Raw genomic sequence first — 17,979 nt, forward strand, 5'->3', positions numbered from 1 at the left:
TTACAGAGTCCGCGCGATTACCTGGATTTCGTAGGTTTCCAACTGGTCGCCCACCTGGATGTCGTTAAAGTTCTTAAGAGACAGGCCACACTCGAAACCCGCCCTCACCTCTTTCACATCATCCTTGAAGCGCTTCAACGAATCCAGTTCTCCGGTATGGATTACCTGTCCATTACGTATCACTCTCACCAGCGAGCCACGCCTGACAAGCCCCTCCTGCACAAGGCAACCGGCCACCGCGCCCACTTTGGAAATGCGGAATACTTCGCGAATCTCCAGCAGTCCTGTGATATTCTCCTTGCGCTCGGGCGCCATCATGCCGGAAAGTGCAGCCTTGATCTCATCCACAGCTTCGTAAATAATGCTGTAATAGCGCACATCCACTCCGGCAGAGTTGATGAGCTTGCGCGCAACGGCATCCGCACGGCTGTTGAAGCCAATGACAACTGCTTTGGAAGCCAATGCGAGATTGATGTCCGATTCTGTAATCGCCCCCACTCCACTGTGAATGATGTTGACCTTCACCTCGTCAGTGGAAAGTTGTTGCAGCGCATGCGCCAGGGCCTCGTAAGAACCTTGTACGTCGGCCTTGATAATAAGTGAAAGGACTTTTACTTCTCCCCTCTGCTCGAACACGTTCTCCAGTTTGGCTGCTTGCTGCTTTGCAAGTTTTACATCGCGGAACTTGCCTTGGCGGAAGAGGGCAATTTCACGCGCCTTGCGCTCATCCGTCAGAGCCACCACCGATTCGCCCGCTACGGGAACCTCCGATAAACCCTGGATCTCAACCGGAATGGAAGGTCCTGCCTGCTCCACCTGCTTGCCGCTCTCATCCAGCATCGCCCGCACCCGGCCATAAGCCGCGCCCGCCAGCAGTATATCGCCGCGCTTCAAGGTACCAGATTGAACAAGTATGGTTGCGACCGGGCCTCGCCCTTTATCCAGTCGTGATTCGATTACAATTCCCTTTGCCGGCGCATCCTTCGGCGCCTTGAGTTCCAGAACTTCAGCCTGGAGCAGCACGCTTTCCAGCAAATCATCGATGCCTTGACCGGTTTTCGCCGAAACCTCGACAAACATGGTTTCACCGCCCCAATCTTCCGGCACCACTTCCTGAGTCACGAGTTCCTGACGAATCCGCTCGGGATTGGCTTCCGGTTTGTCGATTTTCGTCATTGCCACTACGATCGGCACCTTCCCCGCCTTGGCATGATGTATTGCTTCAACCGTCTGCGGCATTACTCCGTCATCCGCCGCCACAACCAATATGACCAGATCGGTAACCTTGGCTCCCCGTGCACGCATAGCCGTAAACGCCTCATGTCCCGGCGTATCCAGGAACGTCACCATGCCCCTTTCAGTCTCGACGTGATAGGCCCCGATATGCTGGGTGATGCCGCCTGCTTCGCCGCTTGCCACTCGCGTGCGGCGAATGTAATCCAGAAGCGAGGTCTTACCATGATCCACATGGCCCATCACCGTAACGACCGGTGCACGCGCTTCCATTTTCAATTCGGAAGGTGCGATCTCGGTATCAGCCAGGAAGGATTCAGGACTATCGATCGCGGCGTATTTGGCGACATGGCCCAGCTCCTCCACTACGATCATGGCAGTTTCCTGATCCAGCATCTGGTTGATGGTTACCATGTTACCCATTTTCATCAGAGCCTTGATGACCTCAGCCGCCTTGATGGACATTTTCTGCGCGAGCGCCCCGACAGAAATGGTTTCCGGCACCAGCACCTCATGAACCACCGGTTCGGTCGGCGCCGAAAAAGCATGAGGAGTGGGTTCCTCGGTTCTGCCATGTTTATCCTTGCGCACCCGCCAGCCGCCCTTTGCGCCGGTCAGATCACCCCTGGTCTTGAGTCCACGTTTCTCGACCTTCTCTTCCTTCCAGACAACCTGTTTTGCGGGTTTCTTTTTCTTATCCACCTTCTCTTCCGGCTTCACTGCCGGCTTATGCAAGGTACCTTCGGTAGAGGCGGGCTGCGACGGAGCTGCTTCCGCTTCCACAGGCGCCACCGTTTCCGCCGGGGCTGCCGAAAGAGTTTCAGGCGCAACCGGTACCGCCTCAGGCGCGGCTACAGGAGCAGCCACCGGCGCCGGAGGCGTTGCGGGTTCTTCGGGCTCTTTGATTTCCACAACCGGAGGCTTTTCACGCAGCCTTTTTTCCCGCAACTCGGCGGCCTGACGCGCAATCAATTCAGCCTGCCGCCTTGCCTCCTCCTGCCGCAATGCCTGCTGCGCCGCATCGATGACAGGGGTTCGCACCGGAGGCGCAGAAGGAGCGAGGGGCGCAGGGGTTTCAGCCGTTTTCCGTTCGACTGTCAAATCGCCTTTTACAAATACGCGCTTCTTGCGCACTTCCACCTGGATGCTGCGTGGCTTACCGGTACTATCCGCCTTCTTGATTTCCGAAGTCTGTCGACGCGGCAGGGAAATCCGGCCCTTCTCCTCCTTGGCGCCATGAATCTTGCGCAGATACTCGAGAAGCTGCGTTTTGTCCTTCTCCGTGAGGCTATCCTCGGTCATGTGCTTACGCACACCTGCGGCCTGCAACTGCTCCAGCAGCACGGTAGGAAGCACGCCAAGTTCACTAGCAAATTGCTCTACATTCATTTGAGACATTAATTACCTTCAGTCGGCTATGCTCTATCGGCCTGGGCAAACCACGGGGCACGTGCCGCCATGATCAACTGCCTGGCCCGTTCAGTATCCATCTCGACCATTTCCACCAGATCATCCACAGCCAGGTCGGCCAGGTCTTCCTGGGTGCTTACTCCTTTAGCCGCAAGTTCGCGCGCGGTCTGGCTATCCATGCCTTCCAGCGCGAGCAGGTCTTCGGCGATGTGCTCCACCTTTTCCTCGCTCACGATGGCTTCGGTCAACAACGCGTTGCGAGCCCGATTGCGAAGCTCGTTGACGGTCTGTTCGTCAAATGCTTCGATCTCCAGCATTTCGCTAAGCGGCACGTAAGCCACTTCTTCCAGAGTAGTAAAGCCTTCCTGCGCCAGAATGTCCGCCACTTCCTCATCCACATCCAGTTTTTCCATGAAGAGCTGGCGCAAAACCGAAAACTCCTCTTCATTTTTTGCCTGCGACTCTTCCATCGTCATGATGTTGAGCTCCCAGCCCGTCAATTCCGAGGCCAGCCGGACATTCTGGCCTCCACGCCCGATCGCCTGGGCAAGATTGCCTTCATCCACGACAATGTCCATGCTGTGTTTCTCTTCATCCACCAGAATGCTGCTGATCTCGGCAGGAGCCAGCGCATTGATTACGAATGTGGCGGGGTCATCCGACCAAAGGATGATGTCTACCCTTTCACCCGCCAGTTCGCCGGTTACGGCCTGGACTCTGGAACCTCGCATCCCTACACAGGTGCCGATCGGATCCACTCGCTGATCATTCGACTTCACTGCGATCTTCGCACGCGAACCGGGATCACGCGCTGCCACCTTGATCTCCAGCAAGCCCTCCTCGATCTCAGGCACTTCCAGCTCAAACAGCTTTATCAGAAACTCCGGCGCGATTCTTGACAGGATTAACTGCGGACCTCTCGTGGTACGGTCGACCTTGTGCAAGTAAGCGCGCACTCTGTCCCCGACACGCAGATTTTCCTTGGGAATCATCTGGTCACGCGGCAATATTGCCTCTACCCTGCCGGATTCGATAATCGCGTTCCCGCGTTCCATGCGCTTGATGGTCCCGGTAACCATATATTCCTTGCGCTCGAGAAAATCGTTCAGGATCTGCTCGCGTTCGGCATCACGGATTTTCTGGAATATCACCTGTTTCGCCGCCTGGGCGCCGATGCGCCCGAATTCCACCGGTTCCAGGATTTCTTCGATATATTCGTCAAGCTTGATTTCAGGATTTTGCCGAGAGGCCTCGCTCAGCGATATCTGACGGGCGGGATCCTCCACTGCATCGTCTGCCACCACCTGCCAACGGCGCAAGGATTGATAGTCCCCTGTCTGGTGGTCGATCGACACGCGCACGTCAGCGTCCTCGTTAAAACGCTTTTTCGTGGCGGACGCCAATGCAAGTTCAAGTGCGGCAAAAACAATGTTCTTTTCGACATTCTTTTCGCGCGCCAGTGCATCCACCAATAGCAAAACCTCGCGGCTCATGTTACCTCCAGCCAGTTACTCATAGATTACAATTTTGGAACGAGGCGAACCTTCTCAAGGTTAGTGAGTTCAAGGTCCAGCATTTTTCCATCTACTTCCAGTTTTAAAATCCCGTCCTTCACTTCGCGCAAAATGCCGACAAAATTTCTTTGCCCCTGTAACGCCACCCGCAGCCTGAGTTTAACGGACTCTCCCGCAAAGCGGATAAAATCCGCTGTCTTTTTCAGCGGCCGGTCGAGGCCCGGGGAGGATATTTCCAGCCTGTCATAATCCACGTTCTCGACGGCGAGAAACCGGCTCAGATGATTACTGACAGTCACGCAATCATCCACACTCACACCACCGGGCTTGTCGATAAATATCCGCAACAGCTTTCCCCCTGGCGACCGCTCCAGGTCAACCAGCTCATAACCCAGTCCTGCAAGGGTCGGTTCGAGCAATTCGTACAGATCCATAGTGCCGATACAAACAAAAAATGGGCTGCAAGAAGCCCATCGTTATTATTCTATTTTAACAAACATTTATGATCGGGGAAATAGGAACTGAGTTCCGCTTTCATGATCAACTGACAAAAAATCTGCCAAAAAGTTTTTTCTGCCAATGCGTTATAGAAAAAAAACGGCAACTCCGCAAGAGCGGACCACAATACGCGGATTTGCCATCGGCATGCATAAATGGCGGATCGGTATGAAAAAACTTATTACAAAAAGCGTCGAATGATACAATTTATCAGCCCAAACAAAAATATTCAGGGAGGTAGCTGTGGCGACGATTCAATCTATCCTCAATGAAACACGCACCTTTACACCCTCCGCTTCGTTCGTGGAACAAGCGAACGTATCCGGGATGGAAGAATATGATGCCCTTTGCGCAGAGGCAGAAAAGGATGAGGCAGCATTCTGGTCCAGACTGGCGCGGGATCATATTTCCTGGCACAAACCATTTACCCGCGTACTGGATGAAACCAACCATCCGTTCTTTACCTGGTTCGATGACGGAGAACTGAATGTTTCATACAATTGTCTCGATCGACACCAAACCACCCAGCCGGACAAGGTTGCGCTTATTTTCGAGGCGGATGACGGCACCGTCACGCGCTGCACCTACCAGGATCTCTACCGCCGCGTATGCAGGTTTGCAAATGGTCTCAAGTCACTGAATATCAGGAAAGGTGATCGCGTCGTTATCTACATGCCGATGAGTATCGAAGCGGTAGTGGCAATGCAGGCCTGCGCGCGCATCGGTGCGACCCATTCAGTCGTGTTCGGCGGCTTCTCCGCCAAAAGCCTGCATGAGCGAATTATTGACGCAGGTGCGGTAGCCGTGATTACCGCGGACGAGCAATGGCGCGGCGGCAAGATCAACTATCTGAAAGCCGTTGTCGAAGATGCGCTTGGCAGAGGTGAAACGGATTCGGTGAAATCCGTCGTGGTCTACCAGCGAGGCAGTGGTGACCTGCAACTGGAAGCCAATCGCGACATCTGGTGGCATGATCTCATCCGGGATCAGAGCGAGACCTGCGAGCCCGAATGGGTGAACGCCGAGCATCCGCTATTTACGCTCTACACCTCCGGTTCCACCGGCAAACCAAAAGGCGTGCAACACTCTTCCGCAGGCTTTCTGCTGGGCGCCATCACGAGCATGCAATGGATTTTCGATTACAAATCCTCCGATATCTTCTGGTGCACGGCCGACGTAGGCTGGGTCACGGGGCACACCTATGTGACTTATGGGCCGCTCGCCGTCGGCGCGACCCAGATCATATTCGAAGGCGTTCCTACTTATCCTGACGCGGGTCGCTTCTGGAAAATGATCCAGGATCATAAGGTGACCACGTTTTATACAGCACCCACTGCCATCCGCTCGCTTATAAAACTCGGACCCGACCTGCCGAAACAATATGACCTTTCCTCATTGCGCCTGCTCGGTTCAGTGGGCGAACCGATCAACCCGGAAGCGTGGATGTGGTATTACACGACCGTTGGCCAATCCCGCTGTCCGTTGGTGGACACTTGGTGGCAAACCGAAACAGGCGCTCACATGATCGCCCCCACGCCTGGAGCAGTAATGCTCAAACCCGGTTCCTGCACTTTGTCGCTCCCCGGTATCAAGGCCGGTATCGTGGATGAGGCAGGGCATGATGTGCCGGTCGGCAAGGGTGGCTTTCTCGTGATCAAGCGTCCGTTTCCTTCCCTGGCCCGCACATTGTGGGGGGACCCGGAACGCTTCAGAAATACCTATTTTCCGGAAGAACTTGGCGGCAAATACTATCTCGCGGGAGATTCAGCTCACCGCGATGCGGACGGCTATTTCTGGATCATGGGGCGCATCGACGATGTACTGACTGTTTCCGGTCACCGTTTAGGGACAATGGAAATCGAATCGGCACTGGTAGCGAGCCCCCTGGTTGCTGAAGCCGCGGTGGTAGGCAAGCCGGATGAAATCAAGACCGAGGCTATCGTGGCTTTTGTGGTATTGAAAGGTGCCCGCCCGAAAGCGGAGGACGCTCATCGCATTGTCCAGGAATTGCGTAATTGGGTATCGCAGGAGATCGGTCCCATCGCCAGGCCTGATGAAATCCGGTTTGGGGATAACCTGCCGAAAACCAGGTCCGGCAAAATCATGCGCCGGTTGCTGCGCACGCTCGCAAGGGATGAAGAAATAACTCAGGATGTATCCACCCTGGAAAACCCGGCGATACTTGAACAATTGAAACAGGCGGTGGCGTAGTTGGGGAATCTGCGTCTCGGCCGGTTGCATGATGACGCGTGATCTTCATCGGACGTCGAGCCTGGAATGACTTCATCGCTCTCTATTTTGCCTCCGCACATTTCCCATCTCCCCGGCCTCACTGATTATGAAGACGGCATCAGCGCCATTGATGCCGATTATTTGCGCCCCGGCCTGGCTGCAATTCATCTGATTGTGGAAAACGGCAAAGCTGCGCTGGTGGATACCGGAACTTCATCTTCTGTTCCCGGTGTACTGGAAGTGCTGCAGAAGAAGAATCTGGCTCCCGCAGATGTAGCGTACGTGTTTGTTACGCATATCCATCTCGATCATGCGGGGGGTGCGGGAGAATTCATGGGCCATCTCCCTAACGCCAAACTGGTGGTGCATCCACGCGGAGCTCGCCATATGGCAGATCCGGCGCGTCTTGTCGCAAGCGCCATGACCGTCTATGGAGAAGCGGAATTCAAACGCCTGTACGGGGATATCCATCCCATAGATGCCAGCAGAATCATCGAGGCGCCGGATGAATTCAGGCTGGATTTCAACGGCAGACCGCTGCTGTTTCTCGATACGCCGGGACATGCGCGTCACCACTACTGCATTTTCGACGAACAAAGCAATTCCTTTTTCACCGGCGACACATTCGGCCTTTCCTATCGGGAATTCGATGTCAATGGCATGGAATTCGTGTTTCCGACGACCACTCCCGTGCAGTTCGACCCCGTCGCGGCGCATGCCTCACTGGATCGGCTCATGAGCTACAACCCGTCTTACGCCTTTCTCACGCATTATGGTCGCATCGCGCATCTCCCACGCCATGCGAACGAACTGCATGGCCTGATTGACGCGCACGTGTCGATTGCCAGAAAGCTGCGCGACGTGCCTGGCAACCATGCAGCCCTGGTAGAGGAACTGGGCGAGTTGTTGTTGCGCCGAGTAGTCGCGCACGGCTGTAAATTAACCGAGGAAAGAATTCGCAGCCTGCTGAAGCTTGATGTCGAACTCAATGCGCAGGGCCTTGAGAACTGGCTGGATCATTCCGAGGGGAAAGGTTGAGCCGTGTCAGCCACACAGCTGTCGGAAGCTGCTATAGCAGCCATATTAACGGCTTGAGGAGAAGATAATAAAAAGCGGATACTTATGCGCTTCCCGCTTCCGTCTGCCTCACCCTCTCAAAAAAGCAAACTGCTGCCGCAGCCGCCGCATTCAGTGATTCCGCATCCCCCGGCATGGGGATAGTAATCCGTTCATGGGCAACCCGAAGCAACTCATCGCTCAAACCCGCACCCTCATTCCCGAACACGAAGGCTACCGGACCCGTCAATCGCATCTGGTAAAGACTTTTTTTCGCACCCAGTATGCTTGCAATCACCTTGCCTCTGAACGTCCGCGCAACTTCTGCCAAGTTGGCACGTTCGTGTATTCGAACAAGAAAATGGGCGCCCATGGCGGCACGAAGCGTCTTCGGCGACCAAGCATCGGCACAGCCGTTGGAAAGATACACGTCGCCCGCACCCGCCGCGGCCGCGGAACGCAGTATGGAGCCGACGTTGCCAGGGTCTTGTATAGCTTCAAGCAATACACAGAAGCTTTCTGCCTGCCCTCTCTTTTGCATGGGAATGGCTTCGGGAGAAGGAATCGGCACTACAGCCATGAGGCCGGTTGCAGTCTTTACTGTGGAAACTTCGCGGAACAACGAGTCTGGCAGAACTATGGCTTTCGCTTCCCGGTGGGGGCCGCCGCCTTTTGTCACCTGCGTCACTTTTGTTACTTTTTCCAGCAGGAATTTGATTTCCGGGTTTTCACGTCCGCTCTCACTCACCACCAGCTTTTCTGCCTCTCCTAGCGCAAAATAAGCTTCGACCAGATGAATGCCGTCAAGGAGTGTGAGTCCCGCAATTCGCCGTTGCCGGGATGATTCCCGCAGTTTAACCAGTTCTTTGAAGGTGGGATTGTCACGAGAGGTAATAAACTTCATTGAGGGTTGGGGTTCTCGACGAGGTTCACCATCGTCCTCTCCGTTCCCGAACTCATCCCGAACGGTTCCATCGGAATTGCCTGATACCTGACTTCCAGAATTTCCAGTTCTTCCGTTCCTCCGGGCGCATGTAATGTCACCACATCCCCTTCGCGCGCTTTGATCAATGTCCGCGCCAGCGGTGAAACCCAGCTTATGTAGCCTCTGGCGGTATCGATCTCATTCACACCGACGATGGAAACGGTCTTCTCCTCACCTTTCTCGTTGATGTAGGTAACGGTGGCACCAAAAAATATCCGCGTTTCATCTTCCCGGGGCATGGAGGGATCGATGATTTCCGCAATATCCAGTCGTCTGGTGAGAAAACGAATGCGCCGGTCGATTTCGCGCAGGCGCTTTTTGCCATAGATATAATCCGCGTTCTCCGAACGATCGCCATTTGCGGCAGCCCAGGAAACCGTTGCGGTTACCTGGGGGCGTTCCCTGTTCATCAGCCACAAAAACTCGTCCATCAGCCGCTTATGCCCCTCCGGAGTGATGTAATTTTTGGCGTCGGACGGTAATGACGGCAGAGCATTCCCGTTGCCTTCTTCGTCAAGGTCGTCAGGCTCGCTTTCCCTGGTAAATGCCTTGCTCATGCTTACTCATTCAATCTCGGTCAATAATCGGAATCTGATCTTTGGCAGACAGGCACAATCCCTGACCTGCTTGAGCAGATCCAGACCAGAAATCCAGACTTCCAAGTGTTTTCGCGATGTTTTTACACCTCATCCAGCATTCTTCGGGCTTCTTCCGCAGCCCCAAGTAGTCCGACTTTTGGATTCATCACCACATGTACCGGAATTTCCTCCATTAGACCGGAAAAACGTCCCTTGTCGCGAAATGCTTTCATGAAACCGCCTTCTCCCAATTTGTCGATAATTTTTGGTGCAATCCCTCCCGCCACATATACCCCGCCGCGGCACAGGCCCGCCAAGGCTAGGTTGCCGGCGTAGGCCCCGTAAACCTCGACAAATAAATCCATCGCTTTCACTGCTAGCGGATGCTTCTGGTTGAAGGCGAGATCGGATATACGAGCGGCATCATCTTCTTCCAACTGCATCGATATCCATTCGCGGTTATCGCCTGACTCATCCTGAAGAAAACGAAAAACATTTGTCAGCCCCGGACCGGAGAGTACCCGTTCGACCGATACATGGCCCAAGCGTTTTCGCAAATGATGCAACAATCGGTCCTGCAACTCATTCGCTGGTGCAAAATCAATATGTCCAGCTTCGCTTGGCAGCGATGAATAGTCTCCATTTTGCCAGACGAGCCATGCTCCCCCCATCCCGGTACCCGCCCCCAGCACGACTCGCATCCGGCCGCCATGAGGTTGCCCGGCCTGTAACGTCATCAGGTCGTTTTCCGGCAGGATGCCCACACCTGATGCCACGGCTGCGAAGTCGTTGATGAGCTTGACTCTTGGAATGGAAAATTCTGAGGAGAGCACTGCGGAGTTCATCACCCATGGCAAATTTGTGAGGGCCACTTCCTGCCTGGCAATCGGCCCCGCTACCGCGAAACAGGCGCTCACAGGATTGTCATCGCTATCGAGCGTGGAGATTTCATTAATAAAGTCTCGGAGCATGTCCGAAAAACTCGAATAGGCCGAGCTCTCATAGCGCCGTTCGCAACATACCCGGACATTGCCCTCTTTCAGTTCCGCCGCTTGCAGTAATGTCTTGGTTCCGCCAATGTCGCCGCTGATGAAATATTCGTTCACGGTTCACTCCGCTGTGCGGGGTCCTGACGATAAAACAGCGCGAGTTGCTCATATACTGCCGGGAAATGTATTCTGACAGAGAGAGGCATTTCGAAAAAAGCTTCGCTGATCACCGCGAAGAATTCTGCCGGACTCTCGGCCGCATAAAGGTCGATTTCCACCATCTCCCCCTCGTCGATACTCCTGCAAAAATCCGCATAAGCTTTACTGAACGCTTCACTCCATGCCTGCTGGCTCATATCCGGATGTATGGGAGGAAAACCGTTGGCCTCCCCATTCAACATATCCAGCTTGTGGGCGAATTCGTGTATGACAACATTGTATCCCTGGCTGATTTCGGTTCCTGCCATAGCAGCCACCGTATCTTCCCAGGAGAGAATCACCGGTCCACCCAGCCAGGATTCGCCGGACGCAGGCTCCACTGCATGATGCACGATACCGTCCTCATCCACATATTCGTAATCGCGAATAAATTCACCTGGATAAACGATGATTTCTACCCAGCCATCGTAATAATCGAGATCGAGATTCAGGATCAGAATGCACGCCTGTGCAGCGATCAGTACGCGCATTTCGTCGGTGATCACCAGTCCGTGGGCGCCGCTGACTTGCTTGACATGGAGAAACAGTATGACGCATTCTCGCAAGCGCTCGAGCTCAACCGCTTCGAGCCCCTGCAGGAACCGCAGGTGTGCTATCGCGTTCTGCCAGATATCATCCGGGACGGAGTGATTCTCGATGATACGGCGGCGATACCAGGTTTTGATGTTCGAGAGCATGGGGGATTTTCTGGATATATCCTCCTGCATGTGATGCCCGGCGGGATTTATCTGGAGTTTTCTTCGTCCGCCGGTTCCATCACTGGCATTTCCATTTCCAGTTGAGGCGGCTCGAGATCCACGGCCTCTATCCGGGCAAAGCGTTGGCTTATCTTCCGGCTTGAAACATGTACCTCTTCCACATCTTGATTAGCCTGGCGGATATGGTCTGCAAGTTTTTTCATGCGCTCGTCAAAACGTGCAAAATCCTTGCCCAGCCTGGACAGTTCGTTCTTGATGATGTGTACCTGCTCGCGGGTCTCGATATCCTTGAGCACGGCGCGCGCGGTATTTAGTACCGCCATCAGGGTAGTAGGCGAAACTATCCAGACCTGCTTCTGCATGGCGTAATCAACTATATCCGAATGATAGGCATGGATTTCGGCGAAAACAGCCTCCGCCGGTACGAACATCACCGCTCCATCGCAGGTTTCGGGCGGCAGGATATATTTACCGGCAATGTCATCCACATGTTTTTTCACGTCCGCCTTGAACTGCTTCTGGGCCAGGGCACGGCTCGTGTCATCCGTATGACGATCGAACATGCGATGAAAATTTTCCAGCGGAAATTTTGAATCGACCGCGACCATTCCCGTTGGAGGCGGCAGCTTCAGCACGCAATCGGCGCGGCTGCTGTTGGAAAGCGTATGCTGCATTTCGTACGCAGATGGCGGCAGGATATTGCGAACCAGCGCTTCCAGTTGCACTTCGCCAAATGCGCCGCGCGAGCGTTTGTCGCCCAGGAGTTCCTGCAGGCTCACCATATTGGTGGTCAGGCTGTCGATCTTTTTCTGGGCTTCATCGATCGTCGCCAGCCGCGTCATGACGCTGGTGAAAGTCTCATTGGTTTTCCTGAACCCTTCGTCGAGACGTTCCGCCACCCGCCCACTGATCTGGTCCAGCCGCGCTTCCACCGTTCCCCGCAATTGATCGGAATTCCTGCCCAGGACTTCGGAAAGTCGGTTGCCCTGGTTTGACAGTCCTTCATGCAAATCCTTGAGCATGTCGCGATGCTTGTCTTCCATCAGCCTTGCCTGCTGCCCCAGCAGTTCGCGCACCATGGTCGAAAGCATACCGAGCCTGATCACCAGGTAGGCCATGGTGACAAGCAGAATCGCGGCAGCAGTAATGATCAGCAGGTAGTCTGGCATTATTTTCTGAAGTATACCGGAGAATTGTCCAGAGAATCGTCTTTACCTGCCTGCTTTTACTGATCAGGAGAAAAACCGTCGGTTGCCTTAGAAAAGCGTTCCATCAGACAGCGGAGCGAAACCTGGAATCGGGAAAATACTCCAGAAGTTATCTTGCCCGGCCGGCGTGATACAATTCACTTTGCATCTGGAGCTTCCGCCATCTCTCCTGGCGCTGCTTGGAGCGCTCCTCGTAGCTGCTCAATCGCTGCTTGCTTTCATGGCTTTTCTCGGCCCGCTCCTTCTGCGCCTTCCTGCCCGCCCGACGCCTGCTCTCCACAGATCTTTCCTCTTCCGTGGCATCTTTCGGTCTAACTTCCTCCGAAGCCTCTTCCCAGGGACGTGATTCTCTTGGATTCGGCTGCAAGGGTTTCGTCTCCAACGGGTTGGCGGCCCACGGACGCACTTCCCAAGGCTTTGGCTCGCCGCCTTCCTTCCCGCGCTGTGTTGTCTGGGTTTTCTGAGTCCCTGGCTTTCCCCACGGGTTATCGTCAAATGCCGCAGCGGGCTGTACGATCAACATCGCAAAACCGAGCGGTGCCATCAACCGGGTAAAACGCACGTTCATATTCCATTACCTCCTTTCAAAAGGTAACAATCCAATCATCGTTTATATCAGCCGCCCCTGTTGCGCAGGATAAAAAATTTTCAGGCCATCCGTCTGCGCCCATGGAGTCAGTGAATGCGGTTTTCGTCCGTGGTTATCGATGATGTCTTCCACTCGCACGCCACGGACGACAAGCGCGTCCGCAATCAATGAACGATGGCATCGCCAGGGAACGGCCTCGGCGCACATCAATGCGCAGCGGTCACGCGCAGCAAGCTGGATAACCCTGTTCACATTTTCCACAAATTCCTGAGTTTGCATATAGTCCGCATAGCCTCGGAAGGATGCATTGCGCCAGCCCTCATTGATCGAGTCCTTGCGCGCATGCCGAAGCCCGCCCAGGCCAGGTAAATGAGTGTACTTGATGCCCATTGCCCACAGAGAGTCCGGCAGGGTTTCCTTATTGAATTGGGGATTATGCCGCGAACGCGGTACCGTTCGTACATCGAGCAGGTGCTTAACTTCGTTTTTTTTCAATAGATTGATGAATTCTTCAAGGGGATGAGTCGAATGTCCGATGGTGCATAGTAAGGGCTCTGCAGCAGCGCCATTTTTCATGTTGTTCACGATGGCTTCCATAGGGCGCTAAAAATCCAGTCTATAGTAGACCCTCACGGGGAAGGTACGACCTGGATTAAATCCAGCTTGTTAGGGCCTGTTTTAGGTGAATCAGCCGATATTGCTTGCTATTGCGCTTGCCCTGCCACTGTCATAGGCGAAAAAACACACCCGAAGCGGGAGGCGCCGAGTTTCACATCCGCCCGTGCCCACGCCTTATTGAAACGCTCTTCAACCAGCGCCGCCCGCTCGTTTTTGCCCTGTGCGCGCAGAGCCTGCAACAAGCCATAAAGTGCCCATCCATTATTGCGGTTGCGCCGCAGGTCTTCCCAGTAGACTGTCTCCGCTTCGGCGGGATGACCCGCTTCAAGCAATATGGCGCCGAGCGTCAACCGCGGGGGCGCCTGCCATTCGGGCGGTTCGGTGTAAGCCAGCGAATCCTCGAGACGAACTGCCTGCTCAAGATGTGCGATGGCGGAATTGAACTGTCCGCGCGCAGCAGCAATCTCACCGGCGAGGACCGCAGGACCGATGCGTAAAACCGAGCGCGCGGTGTTGACGGAAAGAAGCGGACCATCGAGCGAGTCATCCTTCATGATCTCCCGTAAAGCGGCCAGCTCCTGCTCAGCCTGGGGCAACTGCCGCTTGGCGATAAAGGCAAGGCCCCGGGCATAGTGCCATCCACCTTTCAGAAACGCATTGCTTGAGGGAGGCTCCGGTTCCTGAAGCATTTCGTCCCATTTTCCAAACCTTGTAAGTGCCCAATAAGGTACCACGCGGAATATTCCGGTCATGGGCATTTCTTTCAAAACCGCGTCGTCGATGGTGCTCGCAACCTTTCTTGCTGAGTCGATCGCCAATTCGCTTTGGCCATCGGCGCTTGCAGCGGCCCAGAGGAAGTGAATGTTGTGAGGAAAATAGGCCATCGCATAAAAGCCATGTTCATGCTGCCGGACGAGGTACCTCACATCGGCGGCGATTGCACGCTGATTGGCAGTTATTGCATCTTCATAGCGGCCCACCCGCAGGTAGATGTGCGATGGCATATGTATCAGGTGCCCGGCATCGGGCATCAGTGTAAGCAGCGTATTTGCTGCCTGCTCAGCCCGCTCCGGCATGTTGGTCGGTTCCATGAGATGGATATACATGTGCGTCGCGCCCGGATGCCGGGGATTGCCTTGCAACACGCCCTCGGTAACTGCGACGATTTCCCTTGTTCGTTCCATCGGATAGTCATCGCGCATCCAGTAACCCCACGGACTGGTATCCATTACGGATTCGACAAAAAGCATCGCGATATCCTGATCACCGGGAAAACGCCGATGTACCTCTCGCATAGCATTTGCATATGCCTTGTCGTTGGCCTTCCGATCTTCGGAATTGCCAGTGTACCGCTTTTCCAGAGCCCCGATCAGCGCGCGCTCCCTGTCAGACACGCCTCCCGCGAGAGAAGCAGCCTTTCTGACCAGTTCCAGCGCTGATACTTCGTTTTTTGCCTCCATCGGCGCGTTGATATTGGGGCCAAGCACGAGCGCCTGTCCCCAGTAAGCCATCGCGAGAGCGGGGTCCAGCCGCGCCGCCTCCCTGAATGCACGCCCCGCCTCCGCATGATTGAAAGCATAGGAGAGATTCAAGCCCTGATTCATATACTGCTGCGCCAACTGGTTGCTGGTGCTGACGGGAAACGTATGCGAGCCGAGATTCAGCAACCGGGGAGCTCCATAATCGGCGGGCATTCGCTCACCTGGTCGCTCTTGATGACGATGAGTTGCGCGGTCTTCGGTAGGCCCTCTGACCTCGCTGCTTTGCCCATTCTGGGCAAAAGCGCCGGAGGTTGTCCCGACTAAGGACATTATTACCAGGGCAATGAAATGAAGAACGTAGGCTCGCATTGATCTCTCCTTGTCAACTGGTTATCACAGATTCGACTACGTCTGATCGAACCCTGGAAACCGTATATTGGTATTTTGATATGCAGCAATAACGAGACAACAAACAACCCCAAACTCAAAAAGCGTTACAAACGAATATCCACGACATTCACCGTCAAATTTTGCTGCCGACCACCGATCTTCCGCGGACATAAGGATTTGCAACATGACTCATAGCGGCAACTCGTGGCGCAGTTCCGCCAAGCGAGCCAGGCAAAAATGAATGAAGGCCAGCCCTGTCAGCACAGCGGCAAACAGGTTTAAAATCGGCACGAATTGCACCAGACCCGCAAGCAGCCCCAAGCCCCACAACAGAGGCCGGTCCCTGGAAAATATAGCTCGCATTTCTTTCGGTGTGGCATGTTCCGCCAGCGCATCGTAGCGAAACAGGCGCTGGTTCAGATAGGCGGCAGCAACAAACGGGATAACCACGCCTGCCCCCGCCAGCCATAATGGGAGGGTAATCAGCCAGATTGCAATGAAAATGGCAAGAGCAGCCAGCGCATTGAGCACACTGCCAGCGAGCGTCCCGCCTTTTTCGCGTTTGAGTAGCGGATAGTCGCGACGCGCAACCAAACCGATCAAGGCAGGCATCGCGAACAAGGCGGTAATCACGAGTGCGGTCAAAAAAACCAGCGGCACAAACAGAATCAGATGTGCGATCCCCTGGATTCCATAGGCGATCCACCTCGGTTCAACGCCTTCAAGCCAGGTCTGGATACCGATCGCCGTCAACACCTCGGCTATCCAGCCGGAGAAAGTCCCCCAGAAGGCCACGCCCAGCACTACCCACAGCAGACTTGCTGCAAGAATAGGCCAGACGATGATCCACAGCACCTGAAACTGAAACAAATCGCGAAATGCCCGCGATAACGCCCGAAATATCGACTCCACAATCCCCCCTTCCAAGTCCCGAAACTCGGCCATGAACGAGTGAGCTGGCATTATGCAAACTGCCGAATTGGCTGTGACACAACTTCTCCCGCACTTTTCAACTCAGGCCAAAAATCACAAAAAGCTCATGGCAAGCCCCGAATGATTACACGCTTGCCCCATCCCGCCGAGCACGCACTCTACTTGATTTATAGTTGAAAAGTTCAGCTATGGCTGGAATGACGCATGCAGCAATGATAGACGGAACAATACAGCAGAAGCGGCGGAATGAAAGGGGATTAAAAACTTTCTACTACTCAGCTATTCGATGCCGCCCTCACATCGAGGATCCCAGTCATACGCAAACGCGTTGTACCACGTGCTATGTTCCCAGATTTCACTACATATCTCGCCGCAGATTTTTCGCTCGAATCCGCACATGCCCCCCAGCCGGAAATGCGCTGTATAAGCACCTGCGGCATCGCCTCCCTTCAGTTCGATAACCACGCGGCCATTCTGCTCAGAGACACGCAGCGAACGGGTGTTGGTGAGATCTCTATAGAATTTCTCGGGGATATGGAATCGCTGCCCGTCGATGAAAACAAGAAAAGTTTCAGTCACGAACCGCGGCGCACCGCTATCCATTCCCCACATGCCACCATCGGTTTCACGGCACTCACCGCTTTTACACTTGCGCTCACGGAAAATCACTCCTACCTTTTTGCCGGAGGGAAGCGCATGGTTTTTTTCGTGCTGAAAGGGCGGCGCTTCCTTTTGCGCGAGAACCATGTCGGATGTGAAAAAGGATAGACCGATTAACGCAACGGAGAAGAGGGTAAAGCGCAAGACACCGCGTTTCAAGGGGCCCAACATCGTCGGATTGATGCGTAGAGCATTACTGCCGCCTGCCACACTCCTCCCCTACTTACTCGATTTCAATGAATATTTTCTGGGTCTCGGCTGCGGTTTTCATTTTCTCGAACAGGCGATCGAAAGCAGCCCTGCTTTGTCCGATGAAATTGACACCTTTAGTATCGCCCACCAATATGCACCCTTCTGTATTCGCCGAGATATTGCCGGGATGTATCCTGACCCCTTCAAAATTTGGCACGTTCAAAAGAAGCGGAAGGGGCTTTTGAAATCTTTGGGAAAAATTGATGACAACCTCGTATTGCCCCGGGAGAATCGCGGTCTTGCCCTTGATCTTCACAGACCTCACCTTGTCTTCCAGCGTGTAGCACTCGAACTCCCCATCGACTGACAATTCACCTATCGTACTGTCATCGGAAAATTCCAGTCTTTTTACACGCAGATCCATTTCGCTTCTCCTTCATATTCATACTTATATTGGAAAGGATAGTCGATGTGGAGGATTTGATCCGGTAAATTT

General features: G+C 54.2%; 16 protein-coding genes. 2 read left to right on the forward strand and 14 right to left on the reverse strand.

Annotation, left to right across the window (positions count from 1 at the left end; all coding sequences use genetic code 11):
• From infB to rimP, 3 genes are read right to left on the reverse strand one after another with little or no spacing between them, the layout of a single operon-like run.
• Positions 1-2,631, reverse strand: a complete 2,631-nt coding sequence (gene infB / locus BMY01_RS07335) for a translation initiation factor IF-2 (protein WP_074745747.1) — start codon at positions 2,629-2,631, stop codon at positions 1-3.
• A gap of 17 nt (positions 2,632-2,648) precedes the next feature.
• On the reverse strand, positions 2,649-4,136 hold the full coding sequence (gene nusA, locus BMY01_RS07340; RefSeq protein ID WP_074745749.1) for a transcription termination factor NusA: 1,488 nt from the start codon (positions 4,134-4,136) through the stop codon (positions 2,649-2,651).
• Between the two features lie 26 nt (positions 4,137-4,162).
• Positions 4,163-4,591 carry a ribosome maturation factor RimP gene (rimP, locus tag BMY01_RS07345; RefSeq protein WP_074745750.1) on the reverse strand — a complete coding sequence of 143 codons (429 nt, stop codon included), beginning with the start codon at positions 4,589-4,591 and terminating at the stop codon, positions 4,163-4,165.
• A gap of 307 nt (positions 4,592-4,898) precedes the next feature.
• On the opposite strand from rimP, the gene acs reads away from it, so the two are divergent.
• Together acs and BMY01_RS07355 are read left to right on the forward strand one after the other, a co-directional pair.
• A complete protein-coding gene (gene acs, locus BMY01_RS07350; protein ID WP_074745751.1) occupies positions 4,899-6,866 on the forward strand; it encodes an acetate--CoA ligase in 1,968 nt (655 codons plus the stop codon).
• 66 nt (positions 6,867-6,932) lie between these two features.
• The gene (locus tag BMY01_RS07355; RefSeq protein ID WP_074745753.1) at positions 6,933-7,925 is read left to right on the forward strand and encodes an MBL fold metallo-hydrolase; all 993 of its coding nucleotides are present in this window, start codon (positions 6,933-6,935) and stop codon (positions 7,923-7,925) included.
• 82 nt (positions 7,926-8,007) lie between these two features.
• Here BMY01_RS07355 and BMY01_RS07360 read toward each other — a convergent pair whose 3' ends face one another.
• The 11 genes from BMY01_RS07360 to BMY01_RS07410 form a co-directional block, all read right to left on the reverse strand.
• Positions 8,008-8,847, reverse strand: coding sequence for a TrmH family RNA methyltransferase (locus BMY01_RS07360; protein WP_074745754.1), 840 nt, complete (start codon positions 8,845-8,847; stop codon positions 8,008-8,010).
• Positions 8,844-9,485: a transcription elongation factor GreB gene (greB, locus tag BMY01_RS07365; protein WP_074745756.1), complete on the reverse strand. Its 642-nt coding sequence runs from the start codon at positions 9,483-9,485 to the stop codon at positions 8,844-8,846. The genes BMY01_RS07360 and greB overlap by 4 nt, the downstream gene beginning before the upstream one ends.
• A gap of 122 nt (positions 9,486-9,607) precedes the next feature.
• On the reverse strand, positions 9,608-10,612 hold the full coding sequence (locus BMY01_RS07370; RefSeq protein ID WP_074745758.1) for a glucokinase: 1,005 nt from the start codon (positions 10,610-10,612) through the stop codon (positions 9,608-9,610).
• Entirely contained in the window at positions 10,609-11,391 is a 783-nt protein-coding gene (locus BMY01_RS07375) for a M90 family metallopeptidase (RefSeq protein ID WP_074745760.1), read from the reverse strand. Before BMY01_RS07375 ends, BMY01_RS07370 begins: the two co-directional genes overlap by 4 nt.
• Positions 11,392-11,438: 47 nt before the next feature.
• Positions 11,439-12,581, reverse strand: coding sequence for a DNA recombination protein RmuC (locus tag BMY01_RS07380; protein WP_081353819.1), 1,143 nt, complete (start codon positions 12,579-12,581; stop codon positions 11,439-11,441).
• A 148-nt stretch (positions 12,582-12,729) separates the two neighbouring features.
• Complete coding sequence (locus tag BMY01_RS07385; RefSeq protein WP_074745765.1) at positions 12,730-13,188, reverse strand: hypothetical protein; 459 nt, start codon at positions 13,186-13,188, stop codon at positions 12,730-12,732.
• A 42-nt stretch (positions 13,189-13,230) separates the two neighbouring features.
• Positions 13,231-13,785, reverse strand: coding sequence for a DUF488 domain-containing protein (locus BMY01_RS07390; RefSeq protein ID WP_254772667.1), 555 nt, complete (start codon positions 13,783-13,785; stop codon positions 13,231-13,233).
• 128 nt (positions 13,786-13,913) lie between these two features.
• Complete coding sequence (locus BMY01_RS07395) at positions 13,914-15,677, reverse strand: tetratricopeptide repeat protein (protein ID WP_074745769.1); 1,764 nt, start codon at positions 15,675-15,677, stop codon at positions 13,914-13,916.
• A 210-nt stretch (positions 15,678-15,887) separates the two neighbouring features.
• Positions 15,888-16,661, reverse strand: coding sequence for an EI24 domain-containing protein (locus BMY01_RS07400; RefSeq protein WP_074745771.1), 774 nt, complete (start codon positions 16,659-16,661; stop codon positions 15,888-15,890).
• A gap of 249 nt (positions 16,662-16,910) precedes the next feature.
• A complete protein-coding gene (locus tag BMY01_RS07405) occupies positions 16,911-17,501 on the reverse strand; it encodes a hypothetical protein (protein ID WP_074745773.1) in 591 nt (196 codons plus the stop codon).
• A 13-nt stretch (positions 17,502-17,514) separates the two neighbouring features.
• Positions 17,515-17,907 (reverse strand): DUF5675 family protein, encoded by a 393-nt coding sequence (locus tag BMY01_RS07410; protein WP_074745775.1) that lies wholly within the window; start codon positions 17,905-17,907, stop codon positions 17,515-17,517.
• Positions 17,908-17,979: the final 72 nt, after the last annotated feature.

It is taken from the genome of Nitrosospira multiformis, assembly GCF_900110185.1.
Taxonomy (GTDB): domain Bacteria; phylum Pseudomonadota; class Gammaproteobacteria; order Burkholderiales; family Nitrosomonadaceae; genus Nitrosospira; species Nitrosospira multiformis_A.

Excerpts from the sequence above, each read along its gene's own strand:
- infB (WP_074745747.1), bottom strand. The coding sequence starts at position 2,631 with ATGTCTCAAATGAATGTAGAGCAATTTGCTAGTGAACTTGGCGTGCTT.
- nusA (WP_074745749.1), bottom strand. The coding sequence starts at position 4,136 with ATGAGCCGCGAGGTTTTGCTATTGGTGGATGCACTGGCGCGCGAAAAG.
- rimP (WP_074745750.1), bottom strand. The coding sequence starts at position 4,591 with ATGGATCTGTACGAATTGCTCGAACCGACCCTTGCAGGACTGGGTTAT.
- BMY01_RS07355 (WP_074745753.1), top strand. The coding sequence starts at position 6,933 with ATGACTTCATCGCTCTCTATTTTGCCTCCGCACATTTCCCATCTCCCC.
- BMY01_RS07360 (WP_074745754.1), bottom strand. The coding sequence starts at position 8,847 with ATGAAGTTTATTACCTCTCGTGACAATCCCACCTTCAAAGAACTGGTT.
- greB (WP_074745756.1), bottom strand. The coding sequence starts at position 9,485 with ATGAGCAAGGCATTTACCAGGGAAAGCGAGCCTGACGACCTTGACGAA.
- BMY01_RS07375 (WP_074745760.1), bottom strand. The coding sequence starts at position 11,391 with ATGCTCTCGAACATCAAAACCTGGTATCGCCGCCGTATCATCGAGAAT.
- BMY01_RS07380 (WP_081353819.1), bottom strand. The coding sequence starts at position 12,581 with ATGCCAGACTACCTGCTGATCATTACTGCTGCCGCGATTCTGCTTGTC.
- BMY01_RS07385 (WP_074745765.1), bottom strand. The coding sequence starts at position 13,188 with ATGAACGTGCGTTTTACCCGGTTGATGGCACCGCTCGGTTTTGCGATG.
- BMY01_RS07390 (WP_254772667.1), bottom strand. The coding sequence starts at position 13,785 with ATGAAAAATGGCGCTGCTGCAGAGCCCTTACTATGCACCATCGGACAT.
- BMY01_RS07395 (WP_074745769.1), bottom strand. The coding sequence starts at position 15,677 with ATGCGAGCCTACGTTCTTCATTTCATTGCCCTGGTAATAATGTCCTTA.
- BMY01_RS07400 (WP_074745771.1), bottom strand. The coding sequence starts at position 16,661 with ATGCCAGCTCACTCGTTCATGGCCGAGTTTCGGGACTTGGAAGGGGGG.
- BMY01_RS07410 (WP_074745775.1), bottom strand. The coding sequence starts at position 17,907 with ATGGATCTGCGTGTAAAAAGACTGGAATTTTCCGATGACAGTACGATA.